Genomic DNA, 20,194 nt, shown 5'->3' with positions numbered 1-20,194 from the left:
GTTTTTTTTATATGATAATTAATAGTATAAATTGTCGAACCACCCAACTGTTATAAGTCGGACGCTTTCTGTCCATTGATGGTGATCTTTTTGATTTGTCCATGTGTCTTCTGTTTTAGTATGCCAAGTACACCAATCTCTGCCAAAGTAATAATTAGTTTTACGCCATCCAGAAAATAGTTTAATTTCGGTAGTGTTTTCATTTTGTATATTATTTTTTCGATATACAATGCCTACTTGCGGTTTAAAATCAGAGCGCATAACAATAGGTAAATCGTCATATTCAATCAAATTAGTGTTGTTACAACTAGTCCAATGATAGAGCAGCCAATCTTTCGGTGGTGTGTGATTTCGGATTGTTTGGTTTTCTATTAACCAGCTTACACTTTCATTATGTTGATTAAAGTCGGTGATAGTTTGAAATTCTGGTTGTTCGTATGTTATTCTGTTTCTCCATGAAACTCCACCGTTGATACTTGGTGGACTTTGAGATAGTGAAAACCCTAGATTAAAATTTAAAGATTGGCTAACAGAGGTTGTTGAAATACTATTTTCAGGTGCATGGTTTATATGACGTAATGTTGCTCCATTTGAATACTCTATGATCAACTTGAAAGCTGTAGGTATAGAGTAACGGTAGTCTGCCCCCATTGAAAAACCATAGATTTCCTTTTTGTTTGGTATGTTTGTCATATCAAAGCCAGAACCGCCAGTTAGACGTAACTTGAGTTCTTTTGTGCCGTTTGGCTGTAAAGATTGGTTCCAAACATTCTCTATTGTATAAATTAGACGGATTTTTTTTATTCGAGCTTCATGATTATCGAGTTCTAGAAGTGATGAAGTATAGGATTTTAAAGTGTCCTTAGCATGCGCTAGTGTAAGAGTTTCTATAAATATTGTAAAAATAATTATTGTATTCTTCATTATTCAACCGTTAATATAAAAGATAAGGTATTTATAAGAGGAATTTACTGCTTATTTATTTCAATTTTATGAATGAGATATTACACTTGGGATTTTCATTATAAAAATTATATGAAGATTTGTCATTTAATTACAGGTAATAATAAGTTCAACACATATGAAATTCATAAAAAGGTGTCAATCTTTTAAAGTGGCATTCTCTTTTTATCAAAGAAGTAAACAGTTACTAATAAGTTATTAAACTGTGTTGAAGTAAGAAAGTATTATAACTGAAGCAGCTTGTTGTTATTTTTTAATAATTATAACAGACATATACAATGTTAGGTGGTGTTGTATTTTAAAACATTCTCCTGAAGTATACACCTCAAATATAGGTGATTTTATAATTGTCAAAAAGTGATATATTTTCAATTGTTAAGTATTGTATATGTAAATATGTTCTGTCGAGCTTTTGTTGTTTCTGATATTTGAGTAGAAATAGCTATCTCATAGCTATTTGTTAAGCATTTAAGAAGAACTGAATGAGATGGTTTATCTAAAGAGGGCTTTTAATATCCAAGATAAAACCCAATACAGTTATTTTTATCTAAAACCTTATAGGTATAGTTGCCACTAGAAAGTGCCTAATTCCTTTTTTAAGAACTTAGTGAAGTGCTCATTATTCGAATAACTTATTTTAACAAATGCATATGTATTATTACTTAAGTTTAATTAATAATTATTATTTATAATCATAATGACTGATTTCCTATGTACAATTTTATGAGAATGGTTATCATTCCCATGATTCAGGTTTCTCGCTTGGATTTAATTAAATTTTTATGAGGAAGTATAATGAAATTTATAAACAAACTATTATTGATAATGTCATTTTTATCAACATCAGTGAGTGCTGCAAACGATGTGTATGGTACAGTTGATGAGCTATATATTCGTTCAGGAGGAGATGATGATTCATATTTAGCTTTTCGAATAAATGTTTTAAATGATATATCAATTTTTGAAAGTTGTGTAATAGATTGGAATAACCTTGTATGGAAAGTTGATGTTTCATCACCAGTATCTAAATATCAATATGATATAATTAAAGAATCATATACAAATAAGTTACCAATTAGAATTATAGGCCAACACAAATTGTGTGATAAGGGTAACGTATATTCCGATAAGGTTTATGAATTAAGTCCTTGGATTTGGGATTATCATTTAAAAGAAGAAGATCTATCTTCAAGAGATAATGGTAACTAATTTATTAGTGACAACTCTTAGTTATTGGGTTATTAAGTGTACATTGAATTGTACACTTAATTTTTTTTGCTTTCATAATCTCCGATCGAGAGAATTGAGCGGAAGGGCAAAACGAGAGTATTTATAGTGAATAGAAGAAGTAAATTTGTGATTTCATACGAATGATGATGCCACGAATTACATCTAAAAAGGCCATGAACCCAATTGGTTTTTCACCGGATACCCAAGCTAAGCCAACCGAGCCAACAGGAATATCATATCCTTGGTCTTCTTGGAGTTTTAAACGTACAAAATGGTGTTTGTTATTGACGTTTAACCCTGTAGTTTGACGAACATTGGTTTCTCGACCTAATAGGTTTGCTTGTGCCTCACCAGTTGCTTCAACAATACCTTCTACTTCAGCAACAAATACTTTTCCTGGGTATACCGCACTTGAGAATTCTGCTGGACGCCCAACTTTTACATTACGTATAGCTTGATGATTTACGCGCATTAATACGTATTTTTCATTGGTGTACATTTGCATACGAGGAACGGTTCCAACGTATTGACCTTCACGTAAGATAAAATTGGTAACATAACCATCTGCTGGTGCATAAACTTTCGTATTGTCCAAGTTCCATTGTGCTTGTGTTACGTTTTCTTGTGCGCTGGCTAATTCACTTTTTTTTGCCTTAACGCCTAATTTTGCATTGTCGAAATCAAGCTGAGCTTTTTCGTTTGCTAACTTCGCTTTATCAAGTTGAGCAATGGCACTAGCAACTTCAATTTCACCAATAGAAACAAGTGTACCTTGTTCATCTAACGCACTTTGTGTGATGGTATTTTTTACTTTTCGATTTTGCTCAACGTAACGTTGCAGTGTCAGTTTTTTGTATTTTAAATCTTGGCTTTTCGCTTCAATTTGTTTTTGACTGACCACAATATCACTTTCTGAAGCAGTAATTGCTTGGTTGGCTAGCTTTACATTTTGTTTTGCTACCGCTAATGCCACTTCACTTGCTTCAAAAGCAACTTCTGCTTTATTTAGCGCAATTTGGTAAAGCTCATCATCGAGTTCATAAACCAACTGTCCTTTTTTGACCTCTTGGTTTGGCTCGATATGAATGGCTTTTACTGTGCCTTTAATTTGAGTGCTTGCAGGACGTAACTGGATGTGTGGTGATTGAACAACAGAACCACCAGAAAGATCCATTGGGGTATAATTGAGTAACCCTGCCCATACAAATAGCAACCAAGAGCCGCCACCAATATAAGCAAAAGCTTGAGTAAATTTATTCCAAGGCATACCTACCATTCTAAGTAGGTATATAAATAGCGCCCATACCGCTAAACCCTCAAGCATGATGATTCTCCTCTTGCGTTGATTTAGCCGTCAATTCTTCTTGTGTCGATGATTCAATGGTTGGAGGTTGTCGCCAAATATCACGAACTTTAATTAAGGCTTTTTCTGCATCAACAAAGGCACAAATAACGGCTAGAACCCACACCCAATGCCAAACAAAACCTATCCATGTGAGGGCGGTAATAAGACCAATTTGTTGATGTTGTTTGCTATGTGCTTTGTTAATTGGTAATTCATGAAGTTTCCAAAAACCATAACCAAGAGCGACTATGCTTCCTATCATGACGACGCTTGCTGCGATATGTAACCCTAAATCTTGTCCAGAACCAACAAACGGCATACTGACTAAACTCATAAATGACTCACCTAAATAATAATGGGCGAGCATCATGTAGCTAAATTGGAAAAAACTCGATGTTTAGTATTTGTTTATATCATTTTTTGTAAATATTTGATGTTTTTTAAATGTGGTGTAATGTGTTTTAAATATACTCTAGTCGGTATTGTTGTGGTGTTACGCCGTACATACGTTTAAAAGCAACGGAAAAAGAAGCGGTATTTTTATAACCGACACGTTGTGAAATCTCATCCATATTCAATTGAGTATTCATTAATGCAATCGCTTCGTCACACACACTGTGATGGACAATATTAGTAAATGAAATGCTTTGTTCTTGTAAGCGACGTTGTAATGTCAGTGGTTTTAGACCGACTTTATCAGCCACAAACTCAAGGGTTGGGTAGCCATAAAATAAGGCATATTTAGTTAATTCAAAAACAACTTTTAAAATGTCATGGGGTTGCGGAATCAACATGTAGCTCATTGCTTGTTCAACAGTAAAAGCCTTTACTTGTGATGTCGGTAATTCGAAACGTCTTGGACAGGTGATGTCTTTGACCGGAAACCAAACTTGTGTATTTGGGCAATTCCATTTCACAGGGCAATTAAAAATGGATTCAATTTCGGTTTGATGGCTTGTAGGTGTCCCCGTTAAATGGATAGCGATAGGTTGGTAATCTTCACCGTGAAATAATTTGAGTAAACGTAAGAAAGAGCCTGCGGCAATAATACTTTCATGAATTCTTGCTTGAGGTAGTGTCGTAGGGCTTAAGAGACGCCATTTGGCAATAGAACCACTAAGTAACATGTTTACTTGAACGCCGGATTGGATAGCGTTGTGAATGGTGTTTACTCGCTTGATCGCCATACCAAGGTTGGTTGAGCTTGCGATTAATTGTACGAATGGCCCAAATTGCTTCAAGTTGGTTGATTGAGATAATTTGGCAGTATAAGCAGGATCTTGAGTTAATGTTTCTATTTTGCAAAGTAAGGCTTCAAAGTCACGTAAGGGCATTAACTTTAATTCATAATTAAATAAATCACTCGGCATATTAAAATCTGAATGACTTAATCCATAATGCTTCATTGCATGTTCGATTAGCATTTTTGCTGCGTATACACGAATAAGATAAATAGGGTTTTGCTTAGCCATGAAGTCCCTTTTTTGAGTATCATCAATGAATTACTGTGCTGATTATAGCTTACCCATATGAATAACTCATGCTACTATTTTGCTTCAATTAAACGCATTAATTCGAGGTCATCGTGTTTATAGGTAAATGGAGTGAAGATATTCAAGGGGCAGATTTACATCCTGTGATTATCGAGATAATTCAATACGTAAAAGAGCAAACAGCACAAAATACCGCGGTAGGTAATTATCCATTACCCTATGATGAGTCGGTGTATTTTATTGTTGATGATAAAACAGAGTTAAAAGAAAACCGCCGTTCTGAAATTCATCACAAATACCTAGATGTACAGCTGTTATTAGAAGGCAGTGAGACGTTTGGTTACAGTGAGTATCCATTAATTTCTATTGAGGACGATTATTTAGAAGAGAAAGACATCGCTTTTAGTAATGATGTAAAAGATGAGCAATTTGTGACGCTAGTTAAAGGCGAGTTTATTATCTTTAATCCTAAACAACCTCATCGTCCTCTTGTGGCTGTCAATAATATGCCAGCGGCAGTGAAGAAGTTAATCATTAAAGTGAATAGTGCATTGCTATAAATTAAAAATTTACTGGTAAGCATGTAAAAGCCCAAAGTATGAATAACTACTTTGGGCTTTTTTGTTAGTTTATTTTGTTGGGTATTCAGACCATGTTGTGCCATCAAGGGATACATAAGGTTTCTTATTGTATTCCATGACGGTAGTTCCAGAGTTTTGTGCTACCATTTTTGTTATAGGGAGGTCTTTTACTAACTCTGCTGTATTAAATGTTTTAGTTGCGTATATGTCTTCTTCAATAATACGACTCACTAACGTTGATACCGCTAAGTAACTTGATGGTGCAGAGATATGTGCGGTATTACCAACCCGTGTCATACCTTGACCGAAGATCTTCATTCCAACGGGTGTATGAACAATGGTTGATGATGGAATTTCACGCATACCTGCAATTTGCATTTTATCTCCACGCATACCAGCACCATGTTCGGGAACTAACATCACTACAATATTACGATTTGATGCTTTGAGTTCTTGGAAGAAGCCATATAAATCATCTAATAGGTTTTTTAGTCGCAGTTTGTAACTGACTAGGCCGACTTTACCACTGGCTTTAATGATACGGTTACCATCATGTAGAGATATGGTGTTGTACAATGCAACTGTAGGTCCATCTTGTGATTTTTCACGCTTATCTAACCAACGGTTTAATACATCTTTGTCTCGATAAATCGGTGAACCATCAAATGCAGATTGATACTGAGTTAACCCTGCTTGAGACATTAAAGGTGCTTTTAGATCTCCATCTTCTTTTAATAAACCAAGGAAGTCATCAAATTTACCATCGTGGTTTAATAAAAGGTTTTCTTGGAATCCAAGTTTCGCTAAGTTATCAAATAAGAAGCACTGTTTCGATGCTGGAGCTTTGAATAATTCTGGATGTGACTCTTGTCCACAACTGGCTCTTAATAGACGAATAACTGCAGGACCACTATAAGAGGTCGCTGCACTGAAATTATCAAACATAACATCAAACTCTTTAAATAGAGGATGGTTTTCTAAGCCTGCAATTTCAATATCATCCCAAGCAACAGAACAAATGCTTAAGAAAAGAAGATCAAAGTCAGTCGATGGTGATTCTGTTGGAAAACTGACTCTGCGTTGTGCTTCGTTTCTAAAAAAGAGATCTTTTGCGTTATTTAATATCGCGTCATTTACTGCTCCTGTTTCATCCACTTGATTATCGGAAATTTGCGTGGTTTGTGCGATCTCTGGTTGTGGAGAAACGTTAGCTACCGCATTGGGTTGGCTACTAAATAAACCAGAAGGAAGGCTAATGACGACCAAGGTAATGACAACAAATACTGAGATACGAAATATCTGATTTAAAAAATAATAAGCAAAAATTAATACAAATAAGCCAAGTAGTGTTTCTAACGATACAAATCGCGAGGCTAATTCAATTAAATAGCTGAGATTAAATTGTAATAATTGACCCATTTGACTCCATAAACGGTCTAATGGAGGTAAAAACGAATCATAATGCATTAACCATAAACCAAAAGGTACAGCAAGGCACTGACGAATAACACTCAGTACTTTATGGCGTATTGGGAGCAGTAAAAAAGCCACTAATGCAAAGTTTTCGATTGGATGAAAATCAATGGTACCTTGTAAGAACAGCCCAATTTTTATAATGAAATAAATATTCCACCAACCAAGGCCATTCAAAGTGTGTTGAGATGAGCGTGTATTCATTATTTTGAGCTTCCTTTTCTTGTCGCAGTAGGAGAGGAATGAGCTTGTATATCTTCAAAATGATACTGAATTAGATGCTTTGGTTGGCGGATTTTAGTTATATAGAATCGCCACAATAAAGAGAGAAGATCACGCAAAAAGTAGCCAATAATAAGGCCAATTAGACCACTGAATACAGCAGTAAGAATAAAATCTTGAATATTCATGGTATTAAAAATCCAACGGTTTATGTATGGCAAGAGAAGTTGATTGCGGAATTGTTGGTAGTGTTTCTACTTTTTTGTTTTCATATGAAGAAAAGTCTTCTATATCAATGTCATTCTCACCAATGTGCTGTAATTCATGTTCAATTCGACCTATTGAGGTGAAGCTTGTTTCACTGAGAAAGATATCTTGAATAGGTAATTTAAAAATGTTGTGCAGTGCAGTAGCAAGATCATTAATTCGCACACCTTGCAAAAATAAATACATAGAGTTTCGGCTGATGGTCATAATGTCGCCTTCTCTTTGAATACTGCACATTGATAAATAATTAGAAACGTTAATATTGGGAAGACATTCCAACTTGATTAATGCAAATTGGGTTTGTACTGCTTCTAATTGTGGTAGGAAACTTTTGGTGTAATTAATGAAGTCAAGAGCATTAATAAAGCCTTTCACAGTAGCTGTTTCACTGTGGAAGCTAAGAAGATCTTCAACTGAACTTGGTAATGGTCGAGTAAATCTTTGACCTTTTAACATTTCAATGCTGCTTTGCATTCTAGAAAAACGAGTTCCAAAATGCACAATTAAGTTAATACCTGCTTGTAATAAATACATTTCATCAGCATAACGTAAGCATGGTTTCATTTCTTTAATGATTATTTTAACGTTTTGTCCGTGTTGTTGACGTAATTGATAAGTTTGAATTCCTAGTTGAGAAACACAGCTTTGATCTGAACAACTTAAGACAATTGCTGCTTTTGATACCGCCTGTAAGCTGCTTATTAACTCAGAATTTGTTGAGGCATAGATCATTGTATCTGGTATTTTGTAGCCGTATTCAATGGCTGTTTTTGCAATATAAACGGTATCTTCATCATCAAGATTAGAGTGTGGGTGTTGTACTTGTACAGTGTCATATTTTTTAGGGGCGTTGTTATTGATAGAGTGGTAAGTTTCACTCTCTCCATTCATGCCTGTATTTAATCCCCAGTAATATATATGTTCCAAATATGTATTTTTATCAATACTTTGGTAATTAGTATAGCCAGCACATAGATTAGGATGTTGCGTCATTGATTTTTTTATTAAGTGTACATCTCGCCCATAAATAAACAGGCTTATGGTTGCATTTTTTACAATGGACAAAAACCTTAACTCTTTTATAAATGAAATAACATCACGCTCACTCGATGTTGCAAATATGTTATCTGGCATTGTAATTGTTATGGATTTATTTTTTTTGAATTGTAATTTCTTGATATCATTAGCTAATGATTTTAATGAAGTAATGCTTTTATTTTTGGCGAAAAATATGTTTTCACAATATTTACTTAAATTTGATTTAAATAAATATATGAACTCATCTTCTAATGATTTTGTGAATAATTCAAGTGGAGAAAAACAAATAAATGTATTTTGATTATCATTTTTTATCAATATATTAACATTGCTGATAAGTAGTGTACGGTTGCTAAATGTTGATATATATATACTTGATCTTAATTTTTTCTCTTTAATATCAGTATTTTTGAGGCTTTGCGGCATGACGTTTACTCATTGTGTATCTTTATAATTATATATTATTCTGATTATTTTAATAACAAAATAAGAACAACGTGATATTGTTTTTATTTTAAATTCTAGATTAAGAGAATTATCTTATATTCTTTTTTTTGGTATGTATTTACCTTTAAAAGTTTACTGTACAAATATAACACCTATTCTCAAAGATGATACAAATGTTGAGTATTATATCTATAGGTATATGTAATAGAATTAATTGTTAAATTAATTTGGATTCAATATCCACTAAGGAATAGGTTATCTCTAGTCATTTTAGCCAAGATATTACTGACTTATTTTCAGCCTTTGATACTAATGAACGTTCATATAATGAGCTCACAGAAAATGAACGTTATCATAAAATTAAAAAATCATGGCGAGCATTAGATTTATTATCTGAAAGTCAAAATAGTACGGATAATACAATCAAAAATAAAATTAGTGATAAAAAGCTCAATAAAGTATCTGTGTTATGAAAAGAATAATAATTACTGGTATTCGTGGTGGTAGTGGGTCAACGACTATTGCCGCTAATTTAATTCAAGCATTAGAGTTAAATGAAGAAAATGTTCATGTTATAGATGCTCGCTCTGAAAATTTAATGCGTTTTCATTTTGCGATGGATCTGTCGGTTCAAGATGGCTGGGCTAAACGATGGCTTAATGGCGAGTCATGGAAAAATGCAGCTTATATGACGCCGAATTCTCTCTCATTTATTCCTTATGGCGGATTAACGTTAGAGGAGAGATTGTTATTTCAACAAAAATTGCTGAGTACATCTACAGGTTTACTGGATATATTTCCTATTCAACCTGAGCTAACAAATATGTGGCAAATTATTTTACTACCAATAGTTCATGATCTTGATGAAAGTTACGACGCATTATTAAATAGTGCAGATATGGTGTTGTGTGTTACAAAACCCGACATACAAAATTACGCATATATTCAACAGAATGCTATTTTTCGTCGGTTTGAAGCACTTTACAAACCTTATTATTTGATTAATGGCTATCAGCCACAAAGCGATAACAGTGTTGATTTATCACTGGTTCTTAAATATGAATTAGATAAACAGTGTTTGCCTATGTTCTTACACTTTGATACTGCTGTGCCAGACGCTTGCTCACAACTTAGCTTAGTGCTCAATTATGCTCCGCATAGTCAAATATCTCAGGGTATTAATGAATTAGCTTTTTGGTTATTAACTCATTTTTCGACGAAAGCGATAGAAGGTAAATAATCTATGTTTGGCTGGCTTTCATTTTTGTTTCAACCGAAATTCGTTCGAGAGTTTCGTTTGCAATTGAATTTTTACACTCAAAATAAAGTACCGACTAACCTTAGCCAGTTGGTATTGTCTTTATGGTTTGTGATTTGTTTTTGTTTTCTAAAACCCATTATTTCAGGTGTTAATAGCTGGAAGTTACCGTATTACTTATTTCCACAGATTGATTTCTCGCAATTAAAGCTTTTTGACCCGTTGCGAATGTTCATTCAATTGATTTGGATTGTATGTGTTGTTCAACCAAAGAGAATGACTAAAAATGTGTCTTTAGGTCAATGGCTTAGTTATATTTGGGCGCAAATTAATCGTGTTTTCTACTTTCCTTTAAAAGGGCTTACTTCTATTGTGGCATGGTTAGAGGATTACTCTAAACACGGTGAGTTGAAAAGGAAGAAGACCTCTGAGAAACGCAATTCAATATTTAGTGAACGCGTGATTAATATAATCATTGGCTTTGTTGTTTGTACGCTTGCTCTATTGTGCTTCACCATTCCGTTTAGTTTAACGGCCCAAGCGTTTTTTATTTTTGCTTTATGGTCTCTTGGTATGATGTTCCGACGTATGCCGGGTAAGTTTCCAACTATATTGCTGATCACATTGTCAGTTACAGTTTCATGTCGTTATATCTGGTGGCGATATACCTCTTCATTAAATTGGGATGATCCGTTAGCTCTATTTTTAGGCTGTGTACTTTTAATGGCAGAGACCTATGCATGGATTGTTCTGATTCTCGGTTACTTTCAAAATATTTGGCCTTTAAATCGACAACCTGCGTCATTACCAGAAGATCAATCACTGTGGCCAACGATTGATATGATGATCCCCACGTATAATGAAGATTTGGATGTGGTTCGAGCAACGGTTTACTCGGCTTTAGGTGTTGATTGGCCAAAAGAAAAGTTGAATATCTTTATTCTTGATGATGGAAAAAGAGATTCATTTAAAGAATTCGCAAAAGAAGTGGGAGTTGGCTATATCCGTAGACCAACGAATGAGCATGCTAAAGCGGGTAATATTAATTATGCACTAAAGCAAACTTCTGGTGAGTTTGTTGCCATTTTTGATTGTGACCATATTCCCACTCGTGCTTTTTTCCAATTAACAATGGGGTGGTTTTTAAAGGATAAAAAGCTGGGTTTAATTCAAACTCCGCACCATTTCTTTTCTCCGGATCCATTTGAAAGAAACTTATCTAACTTTGGTGTTGTACCAAATGAAGGAAGCTTGTTTTATGGCTTAATTCAAGATGGTAATGATTTATGGGATGCCTCTTTCTTTTGTGGTTCATGTGCCGTATTACGTTGAGAGCCTTTAGAAGAGGTTGGTGGTATTGCGGTAGAAACCGTAACAGAAGATGCACATACCTCATTAAGAATGCACCGATTAGGTTACAGTTCTGCGTATTTGAGAAAACCGTTATCAGCTGGATTAGCAACTGAAACTTTATCTGCTCATATAGGACAACGGATCCGCTGGGCTCGTGGTATGGCTCAGATTTTTAGGGTGGACAACCCATTATTAGGTAAAGGCCTAAAGTGGCAACAACGGTTGTGTTATGCCAATGCCATGCTGCATTTTTTGTCGGGAATTCCCCGTATTATCTTTTTGCTTGCACCATTAGTTTTCTTGCTTATGCATACATATATTATTTATGCACCAGCATTAGCGATCATTTTATATGTGTTACCCCACATGGTTCACGCAAGTATGACGAACTCTCGAATGCAGGGGGAATATCGTTATTCCTTCTGGGGCGAAGTGTATGAAACTGTATTGTCATGGTATATCGCAAGACCAACGACTGTCGCGTTGTTTGCTCCGCATAAAGGTACGTTTAACGTTACTGCTAAAGGTGGGTTAATTGAGGAAACGCATTACGACTGGTCTATTTCTAAGCCTTATTGGTTGCTCGTTATTCTTAATATTTTAGGGATCGGCTTTGGTCTTTACCGATTAGGGTGGGGACCAAGTGATGAGTTGGGCAGCGTCGTAGTGAATTTGTTGTGGGTTTTCTACAATTTATTGATACTTGGTGGTGCTGTGGCTGTTGCTGAAGAATCAAAGCAAGTAAGAAAAGATCACCGCGTGGTGGTCAATATTCCAATGTCTATACATTTGCCTTCTAGTCATAAAGTTCGTTGTGATATTAAAGATTTTTCATTAGGTGGGTTACGTGTTGAATTGCCCACATCACTTGATTTGCCATCAGGCCATGCATTGAATATTGCTTTACAGAGAGGCGAACATCATTTTGTGTTCCCAACAAAAGTGACTTACAGCAACGGTAAAGCATTAGGTCTGCAATTAGATCCATTAACAAAACAACAGAACATAGATTATGTGCAATGTACTTTTGCTCGTGCAGATGTATGGAGCAAATGGCAGAAAAGTTATCAAAGCGACAAACCGTTATCCAGCATGCTCAGCGTATTTAAAATTGGGGCAAAAGGATACAAAAACACAATAGCTTATAGCCCTAAAACGGTGCGAACTATCGTAAAACTAATAACTATAACAAGTGAGTTCTTACTCACATTTAAACCAAAAAAAGTCAATTTTCAGAGTGCAATCAGTTATGTCGATTAAAACAAAAATAAGCGTTCTTGCAGTAGCAATAGGTCTTATGAGTTCGGGTGCAAATGCATCAATGGCTACGGATCATAATGACAATGCCCCATTACAAAATGGAATAATACAAACATCACAAGCATCTTCAATTATTACGAAAGAAACGTTCAGTTTTGGTGATCTTGGTTATGAAGAATCAATCCGATTGCAGGGGAGTGAAAGTACTGCTTATATTGGTTTTGGTTCACGTTTAGATGAGGTTGTGTCTAAAGCTTCTCTTCATTTTGATTTTACGCCATCACCAGCCTTACTTTCTATGGTTTCACATATCAAGGTATATTTTAATAATCAATTGGCTGGGGTTGTTGCTATTTCTGATGGTATGCAAGGCCAGAAAGGGAATGTTGATCTTGAGCTCGATCCGCGTTTGTTCACCGATTTTAACCAACTAAAATTTGAATTGGTTGGTAATGCATCTATGTCATGTAGTAATCCAAATGATAATAGTATTTGGACGGAAATCAGCTCTCAAAGTACGATTACATTAGCGACTCAAAAAACAAAAATTAATAACGATTTAAGTTTATTGCCAGCGCCATTTTTTGATTCAAGAGACATGAAGCATGTCAATTTACCAATGGTGTTTGGCGAGAAGCTTGATCTTAATGAAATTAAAGCCGCAGGTATTGCCTCGTCCTATTTTGGTGCATTAGCTCAATGGCGTGGAGCGAGTTTCCCTGTTTTAGAAGATCAATTACCAAAAAATGATGCTATTGTTTTCATTACCAATGATAGCAAACCTGATTTTTTACGTGATTTTCCAGATGCAGATGGACCACGTATTCAAATGATTTCTCATCCTACGGATCCTTACGTTAAATTGTTGTTGATAATGGGTAGAGACAGCGATGACTTAATTACCGCAGTAAAAGGGTTGGCACTAGGGCAAGATTTGCTAACAGGACCGTCGGCAAAAATTAATTCAGCAAAACAATTAGTTCCTCGTACTCTTTATGATGCACCTAATTGGATAAATACAGACAGACCTGTTGCGTTATCAGAACTGTTAACTGAAGGCATGACATTACAAGTTGAAGGGCAAAATCCACCGCCAATTTCTCTTCACTTTAGATTGCCACCTGATTTATTCACTTGGCAAAGTAACGGCATTCCATTTGATTTAAATTATCGTTATACACCACCATTGATGGATAACTCAGGCTCTAGAATGAGCTTGAGCGTTAATAATCAATTTGTAAAAGCGTTTAATTTAAATACCTCGGGTGAATCCAATGACAATACTCACTTGAGACTCCCTTTGTTAGATGATGATTTGCTTGGTAATGGTCAAGTGGTTCGTATTCCTGCTTTCCAAGTTGGTAGTAAAAATGAAGTGAAATTTGAGTTTGGATTTGCTTCATCGGTTGGTGGTAAAGATCAATGTCAAACTATGCAGCCAAGTAAAAATTATGCAGTCATCAACTCTGATTCGACCATCGATTTTTCAGGATTCTCTCATTATATTGAAATGCCGAATATGCGCGCTTTTGCCAATTCTGGCTATCCATTTACACGAATGGCCGATCTGTCAGAAACCGTAGTTGTGTTACCTAAACAACCAAGTACAGAAGAGGTTCAGACTTTCGTTAATATGATGGGGGTATTTGGTTCTCATACTGGTTATTCAGTATTAAATGTAGCTTTAACTGATCAGTGGAATGAAAGTGAATTAGAAAATAAAGACATTTTAACGATAGGGATGACTCCCGAATTAGCGTCGATAAACAAAGAAAAAATTGAAAATATTCAATTGGTCGCATCGAACCGCATTGTTCAATTACCAAGTAAAAATGAATCTCAAAAAGAGAAAGTTTGGGGGGCATCATCAGGAAAGAACCAACAAATTTCTGATTCAGTCAGCATTAATACAACGGGTAATTTTGCAGCTATCACTAGTATGGAATCACCCTATACTTCGCAGCGAACCATTGTGAGTGTATTAGCCCAAACTCCGGAATCTTTCGCATTAGTAAATGAAGCCTTAAATGACAGCGGTAAAGTGTCGGCTATGTTTGGTTCTGTTATTACCTTACGAGATGATGAGGTGGCAAGTTTTAATGTAGGAGAGCATTACTACGTAGGTGAATTACCGATCTCTCAGCTGATTTGGTATCACTTTTCAAAACACCCGTTGGTGATGGCTTTGCTTGCCGCATTATTAGTCGTAATGGTGACAATTATTTTATTTAGAGTGCTTCGCCGTATCGCCAAAAAACGTTTAAACACAGAGGAAGATGAATAATGAAAATGCAATTAACGGTATTGAGTCTATTAATTGGCACGTTAACTTGCTCTTCTTCAGCTATTGCTCAAGATGAAAATTACGCAACCCCAATCGTTTCATCAACCGCACTAACAAAAGAAAACCAGTGTGAGTGGGGGCAATGGAATAGCTTTAAACAACATTACATAGAGAATGGTCGAGTCGTTGATAACAGTGACCCTCGCTCAATTACGACATCAGAAGGCCAATCTTATGCTCTATTTTTTGCATTAATTGCGAATGATAAAAAGACATTTGATGAATTACTTGGTTGGACTGAACTGCATTTAGCTGGGGGAGACTTAACAGCACAACTCCCTGCTTGGTTATGGGGAACGCAGCCTGATGGTTTGCAAGGTATTTTAGATTCAAACTCAGCAGCTGATTCGGATTTATGGATAGCTTATAGTTTGCTTGAAGCGGGAAGGTTGTGGGATAACCATTATTACCAATCTCTTGGGCACTTATTGGCAAGCCGAATTTTACGTGAAGAGACCATCAAAGTGTCAGGTCTTGGAACGGTATTATTACCGGGTAAAGTAGGATTTGTATTAGGTAAAAATCATGTGCGTTTAAATCCGAGCTACGTTCCATTGCAGTTGCTAACTCGAATGAATACGGTTTTCCCTAATTACCAATGGTCTGAACTGTATCAATCAAGTGCAAGATTACTAAAGGAAACCATACCAAAAGGCTATAGTCCTGATTGGGTTGAGTGGGATAAAACTCAATTTAAAAAAGATTCAAAGACCCAAAGTGTTGGCAGCTATAATGCAATTAGAGTGTATTTGTGGGCAGGAATGCTACCAAACAGTGATCCTAATAAAGCATTGTTACTTGGTAAAATGAAGCCATTACTGCGCGCTATAGAAAGAAATAAAGGGATGCCTGAGACAATAAATGTGTTAACAGGCAAAGGTAAAAATCAAGGTGGCGTCGGAATGAATGCGGCTATTTTGCCTTTATTATCTTCGTTAGATTCAAATACACATGTTGTTGAATATGAGAAGAAGATCCAAACAGAATTGCCGAAAATTGAAAGTGATTATTACTATAATAGTGTGCTGACTTTATTCGGTCTTGGTTGGTATCAAGATTTGTACTCTTTTAATGATGATGGTAGCGTTACTCCTAAGTGGGTTAATGTATGTCAGTAAGCAAATACAGCCTTAAACAAATTGTTTCTTTTGCTGTGCTGGGGGCTATGTATGCATCACCAGTTTCTGCCGTATCATTGAGTCGAGATATCAATAATCATAAACCAATTGATTTTCAACAAGATGTATCTGAGGTTCAATCTAAAGCATGGTTAATTAAACAATTAACTTATGCCCAGTTACTTCATCGTCCTGATATTACGCAAACTACGTTGAAGCGGTTATTTGCTATTGATCCTGAAAACGCTGAGGGACTCAGTTTTCAGGCACAATACTTGGCTAAATCAGGTCAAGTTGAACAAGCGACGTTAATTTTAAAAAAATTACAGAAAAAGCATCCAAAATCAAAAGTAACTAGACAACTTAATGATGTACTTTCGCTTTATGGTGATAACAAGGCGGCATATCAGCAAATTATGCTACAAGCCCGATCTGGACGAAATAAACAGGCATTAACCGGATTAAAAAAACTGTTTCCTAATGGTATGCCAACACCTGAAATTCAGCTTCAATATTTAAAAATTGAATCAGGAATTGAAGGGCGTGAACGACGAGTATTATTAGGTTTAAAAAAACTGAATAAAGAACACCCTGGCGTACCTGATTTCCAATTAGCTTATGCTGAACATATCTCACATGGAAACCCTTCTAACCCTGAAGCGATGAAGCTATTACAGCGCCTTTCTTTAGAACCCTCTGTAAGTAATAGTGCTGGAACATTATGGTTATCTCGTTTAGATGATACATACATCACTGACGATGTTGTTTTGCAATATGCCATTCTTGCCAGCTATTTCCCATCAAATACTAAGTATAAAAAAGCATGGATAGACGCAAAGAAACGATTAGATAAGGAAAAAGAACTAAGAAAAGATCCACGTTATATGGCTAAATTAGATGGCTTAAAAGAGCTTGAAAGTGGTCACTACCGAAATGCACAACAAAAACTGTTTACGGCATTAAAAGCACGCCCGAATGATCCTGAAATTTTGGGTGCATTAGGTATGACTTATTTGCGTTTAGGTCAGCAAGAGGCTGCGTTATCTTATTTTCAAAAAGCAAAAAAATACGATAAAGATCTTCGAAATACAGATAAATGGAATGGATTGATTCGCTCTTCTAGTTATTGGTCTTACCTTGAGATAGGTGAGAAAAAAATGAAGAGAGGAGATTTTGATGGTGCAAGTCGAAAATATCACCAAGCGGTTAAGTTTGAACCAGATGATCCTTATGCTTATAACTATCTAGCTGAGTTAGCTTTGGTTCAACATAGTAATGAAGAAGCCCTTCGTTATTATAAAATAGCGCTGAGTAAAAATAGCCTTGATGAAACCGCATTACGAGGCTGGTTTAATGTCAATATTGCACTTTATGGTGAAGAGCAAGCGTTAGTTAGTGGGCGTAAATTACCTAAAAAAGCTCAGAAAGTATTAGCAGAACGTTTTCATGAAGTCGAAATATCCATGCTGATAGCTGAATTAAACCAAGCCATGAAGCGTGGTGATACGGTAGCCGCGAATACTATCGTAGATAAATTGCTTTCAGATCCTCCTTCATCACCGTGGTTACGTAGTGATGTTGCTGATTCACTTCATTTCATTGGTCAAGAACAGCGTGCTGATAAGCAAATGCAAATCTGGTCGATGGAAACTCCGACTCCTGAAATGAAATTTGCCTATGCGTTATATCTTGCAAGGTATGGAAATACCCCAGAAGCAATAAACCAACTTACTGCTATTTCTAAAGAAAGTCGCAGTGATGCGATGATATCTAATTTAAACCGCTTAGAGATGAGTCAAACATTTGGATCTTTGTATGTATTGGCAAAGGATGACCCTGACCCTGACCCTGACCCTGACCCTGACGCCGCCGAGCGAGAAATAGAACGTTTAAAAGTTAAATATGCATCTAACCCAGATGCAATCATGTCTCTGATTGATATTCAGTATCAACTTGGTTTTTCTGATAAAGCCGTAGAAAGTTTAGGTAATATACATCCTGCTGATAGATGGGAGATGGAAACTCAACTTCATTACGGTGAGTTATTGTTTCAGTTTGAGCAAAACTCTGAATTTGAAGATTGGCAGCAATCAATCAAGACAGAAAGCATTCATGGTAATCTAACCATTGATCAAACAATCCGTCGAGATTTGTTGTTTGCAGAGTACGCTTATAAAAATGAACAGTATGAAGAGGCCGAGCATTATTACTCTTTAGCAAGCCAATTACACTCTCAGTATCAGCATGATGCATTATTAGGTGTAATTAAAAGTCGAGAGGCATTAGGAAAAGAAGAGACAGTTCTTCCCTTAGCATTGCATTTATACAGTGAGGAAAAAGCGCTATCCAGTCGTAATAGTGTGGAACTTGCAGGAATTTTATCAAAACATGGGCATCAACATGAAGCTTCACTTTTGGTTAAAGGGTTAAGTAATAAACAAGATAGTGATGCTATTGATTATCGGAATGGAATGTCTGTAGCCATGACTCAGCAAGATTGGGGTTTAGCTAAAGATATGGCTAAATTGGCCCTCATTGAAGATGCTTTAGATCCGCAAGGCGGTCCGACGGTTGCTCAAGATGAAGCTCAGATTAAGAATAAAGGCAATGACAACCCCAAAAATATGCCGCTTCGACATTTATACCATGATGCAGATGATAATTGGTTAACTCGAAATGTAAAATCAGATCTTGATTATATCTATGCACGAGATCAAGGGTATGTTTCTTTTGGTGTTGATTACAGCGCTCGTGAAGGAGCAAACAAGTCCGTTCAAATACCAGTGGAAGCAATCATTCCAATGCCTGAATACGATGGACATCTGCAACTTAGAGCAGATGTGGTACACCTGAATTCTGGCGATATTGATTATTATGACCCAACAACAAGAATGAATGAGAAAGATACAGGTACCGCTTTCGGTATTGGGTGGTTAGCTGATTCATGGAGTGCCGATATTGGAACAACGCCTGTGGGGTTTGACCAACAAAATATCGTTGGTGGTTTGAATCTTTCTGGCGATTTAGGTGACATTGGATGGAAAGCGACATTATCTCGCCGTTCAGAAACAAGCAGTACTCTTTCTTATGCTGGTATGACGGTGCCCGATACCGTGTCAAATCACCAAGGTGATGAATGGGGCGGAGTGATGAAAACCGGTATTAAGCTTGGTGGTAGTTACGATTTAGGTGGTGATGTTGGTTATTGGGCAAGTGCTCAATTTCATAAAATGACGGGCAAATCAGTAGAGGATAATACTCGTTTAGGCTTATTGGGCGGTACATATTGGAAAATAATCAACGAAAACGATAAACGGTTAAGTTTTGGCTTAAATTTGATGTATCTAAATTATGATAAGAATTTGAGTGAATATGCCTACGGCTATGGCGGTTATTATAGCCCTCAGGATTATTTCTCTGTATCTATTCCTGTCAATTATTATGAGCGTATTAATAATGGTCTTTCATATTTAGTCAGTGGCTCAATCTCAAACTCTTGGTCAAAAGAAGATGATCCATATGTTGAGGGGGCAACGCTTGATTCAAGCAAGGGCGGTGGTTTTGGTTTTTCTTTAGAGGCAGCAGTAGAGCAAAGAATAAGTAAGCGTTGGTATTTAGGTGCCGCCGTCGATATTCAGCGCTCGGATTTCTATGAACCAAACCATTTACTTTTCTATGCTAAATATACGTTTACTGATCGTTGGCAACCAATATCCATGCCTGTTAATCCACTAACTCTGTATGGTGACTTTGATTGATTTATCAATTTGTTGCATAAGTACGATATAAAAAGACCGATGAT

Annotated in this window: 13 protein-coding genes and 1 pseudogene; 7 read left to right on the top strand and 7 right to left on the bottom strand. The window is 36.1% G+C overall.

All coding sequences use genetic code 11. The annotated features are described in order from the left end of the window. Positions 1–18: 18 nt before the first annotated feature. Entirely contained in the window at positions 19–924 is a 906-nt protein-coding gene (locus HC728_RS08525; RefSeq protein WP_190395308.1) for a leukocidin family pore-forming toxin, read from the bottom strand. Between the two features lie 834 nt (positions 925–1,758). Between HC728_RS08525 and HC728_RS08520 the strand changes: the two genes are divergently transcribed. Beyond that, a complete protein-coding gene (locus HC728_RS08520; protein WP_190395307.1) occupies positions 1,759–2,172 on the top strand; it encodes a hypothetical protein in 414 nt (137 codons plus the stop codon). Positions 2,173–2,293: 121 nt separating this feature from the next. Here the strand turns inward: HC728_RS08520 and HC728_RS08515 are convergent, their stop codons facing one another. The 3 genes from HC728_RS08515 to HC728_RS08505 all read right to left on the bottom strand — a co-directional run bounded on the left by HC728_RS08515 (position 2,294) and on the right by HC728_RS08505 (position 5,010). Continuing rightward, positions 2,294–3,517, bottom strand: coding sequence for an HlyD family secretion protein (locus HC728_RS08515; RefSeq protein ID WP_065596948.1), 1,224 nt, complete (start codon positions 3,515–3,517; stop codon positions 2,294–2,296). Continuing rightward, positions 3,510–3,872, bottom strand: a complete 363-nt coding sequence (locus HC728_RS08510) for a hypothetical protein (protein WP_017018870.1) — start codon at positions 3,870–3,872, stop codon at positions 3,510–3,512. Before HC728_RS08510 ends, HC728_RS08515 begins: the two co-directional genes overlap by 8 nt. Before the next feature lie 127 nt (positions 3,873–3,999). Continuing rightward, positions 4,000–5,010: an AraC family transcriptional regulator gene (locus HC728_RS08505; RefSeq protein ID WP_065595251.1), complete on the bottom strand. Its 1,011-nt coding sequence runs from the start codon at positions 5,008–5,010 to the stop codon at positions 4,000–4,002. 113 nt (positions 5,011–5,123) lie between these two features. Between HC728_RS08505 and HC728_RS08500 the strand changes: the two genes are divergently transcribed. Beyond that, complete coding sequence (locus tag HC728_RS08500) at positions 5,124–5,591, top strand: YhcH/YjgK/YiaL family protein (RefSeq protein ID WP_065596947.1); 468 nt, start codon at positions 5,124–5,126, stop codon at positions 5,589–5,591. A 69-nt stretch (positions 5,592–5,660) separates the two neighbouring features. Here HC728_RS08500 and bcsG read toward each other — a convergent pair whose 3' ends face one another. From bcsG to bcsE, 3 genes are read right to left on the bottom strand one after another with little or no spacing between them, the layout of a single operon-like run. Next, positions 5,661–7,289, bottom strand: coding sequence for a cellulose biosynthesis protein BcsG (gene bcsG, locus HC728_RS08495; RefSeq protein ID WP_190395306.1), 1,629 nt, complete (start codon positions 7,287–7,289; stop codon positions 5,661–5,663). Then, the gene (locus tag HC728_RS08490; RefSeq protein ID WP_005423386.1) at positions 7,289–7,495 is read right to left on the bottom strand and encodes a hypothetical protein; all 207 of its coding nucleotides are present in this window, start codon (positions 7,493–7,495) and stop codon (positions 7,289–7,291) included. Before HC728_RS08490 ends, bcsG begins: the two co-directional genes overlap by 1 nt. Before the next feature lie 4 nt (positions 7,496–7,499). Next, on the bottom strand, positions 7,500–9,038 hold the full coding sequence (bcsE, locus tag HC728_RS08485) for a cellulose biosynthesis protein BcsE (protein WP_190395305.1): 1,539 nt from the start codon (positions 9,036–9,038) through the stop codon (positions 7,500–7,502). 490 nt (positions 9,039–9,528) lie between these two features. Between bcsE and bcsQ the strand changes: the two genes are divergently transcribed. The 5 genes and pseudogenes from bcsQ to HC728_RS08460 all read left to right on the top strand — a co-directional run bounded on the left by bcsQ (position 9,529) and on the right by HC728_RS08460 (position 20,150). Then, positions 9,529–10,299, top strand: a complete 771-nt coding sequence (gene bcsQ / locus HC728_RS08480) for a cellulose biosynthesis protein BcsQ (RefSeq protein WP_017018864.1) — start codon at positions 9,529–9,531, stop codon at positions 10,297–10,299. Positions 10,300–10,302: 3 nt separating this feature from the next. Beyond that, positions 10,303–12,930 (top strand): annotated as a pseudogene (bcsA, locus tag HC728_RS08475) (UDP-forming cellulose synthase catalytic subunit). Beyond that, entirely contained in the window at positions 12,920–15,214 is a 2,295-nt protein-coding gene (bcsB, locus tag HC728_RS08470; RefSeq protein WP_017018862.1) for a cellulose biosynthesis cyclic di-GMP-binding regulatory protein BcsB, read from the top strand. Before bcsA ends, bcsB begins: the two are co-directional and overlap by 11 nt. Continuing rightward, positions 15,214–16,392 carry a cellulose synthase complex periplasmic endoglucanase BcsZ gene (gene bcsZ / locus HC728_RS08465; protein ID WP_190395304.1) on the top strand — a complete coding sequence of 393 codons (1,179 nt, stop codon included), beginning with the start codon at positions 15,214–15,216 and terminating at the stop codon, positions 16,390–16,392. The genes bcsB and bcsZ overlap by 1 nt, the downstream gene beginning before the upstream one ends. After that, the gene (locus tag HC728_RS08460; protein ID WP_190395303.1) at positions 16,383–20,150 is read left to right on the top strand and encodes a cellulose synthase subunit BcsC-related outer membrane protein; all 3,768 of its coding nucleotides are present in this window, start codon (positions 16,383–16,385) and stop codon (positions 20,148–20,150) included. The genes bcsZ and HC728_RS08460 overlap by 10 nt, the downstream gene beginning before the upstream one ends. The last annotated feature ends 44 nt before the right edge of the window (positions 20,151–20,194 follow it).

Source organism: Aliivibrio sp. S10_S31 (assembly GCF_014694495.1).
Taxonomy (GTDB): Bacteria; Pseudomonadota; Gammaproteobacteria; order Enterobacterales; family Vibrionaceae; genus Aliivibrio; species Aliivibrio fischeri.
The sequence above is the reverse complement of the archived record's forward strand: the minus strand, read 5'-3'. Positions and strand labels throughout refer to the sequence as shown.

Bases quoted from the DNA above. Each gene is read 5' to 3' on its own strand.
- HC728_RS08525 (WP_190395308.1), bottom strand. From the start codon at position 924: ATGAAGAATACAATAATTATTTTTACAATATTTATAGAAACTCTTACA.
- bcsG (WP_190395306.1), bottom strand. From the start codon at position 7,289: ATGAATACACGCTCATCTCAACACACTTTGAATGGCCTTGGTTGGTGG.
- HC728_RS08520 (WP_190395307.1), top strand. From the start codon at position 1,759: ATGAAATTTATAAACAAACTATTATTGATAATGTCATTTTTATCAACA.
- bcsE (WP_190395305.1), bottom strand. From the start codon at position 9,038: ATGCCGCAAAGCCTCAAAAATACTGATATTAAAGAGAAAAAATTAAGA.
- HC728_RS08515 (WP_065596948.1), bottom strand. From the start codon at position 3,517: ATGCTTGAGGGTTTAGCGGTATGGGCGCTATTTATATACCTACTTAGA.
- bcsB (WP_017018862.1), top strand. From the start codon at position 12,920: ATGTCGATTAAAACAAAAATAAGCGTTCTTGCAGTAGCAATAGGTCTT.
- HC728_RS08460 (WP_190395303.1), top strand. From the start codon at position 16,383: ATGTCAGTAAGCAAATACAGCCTTAAACAAATTGTTTCTTTTGCTGTG.
- bcsQ (WP_017018864.1), top strand. From the start codon at position 9,529: ATGAAAAGAATAATAATTACTGGTATTCGTGGTGGTAGTGGGTCAACG.
- HC728_RS08505 (WP_065595251.1), bottom strand. From the start codon at position 5,010: ATGGCTAAGCAAAACCCTATTTATCTTATTCGTGTATACGCAGCAAAA.
- HC728_RS08490 (WP_005423386.1), bottom strand. From the start codon at position 7,495: ATGAATATTCAAGATTTTATTCTTACTGCTGTATTCAGTGGTCTAATT.
- HC728_RS08510 (WP_017018870.1), bottom strand. From the start codon at position 3,872: ATGAGTTTAGTCAGTATGCCGTTTGTTGGTTCTGGACAAGATTTAGGG.
- bcsZ (WP_190395304.1), top strand. From the start codon at position 15,214: ATGAAAATGCAATTAACGGTATTGAGTCTATTAATTGGCACGTTAACT.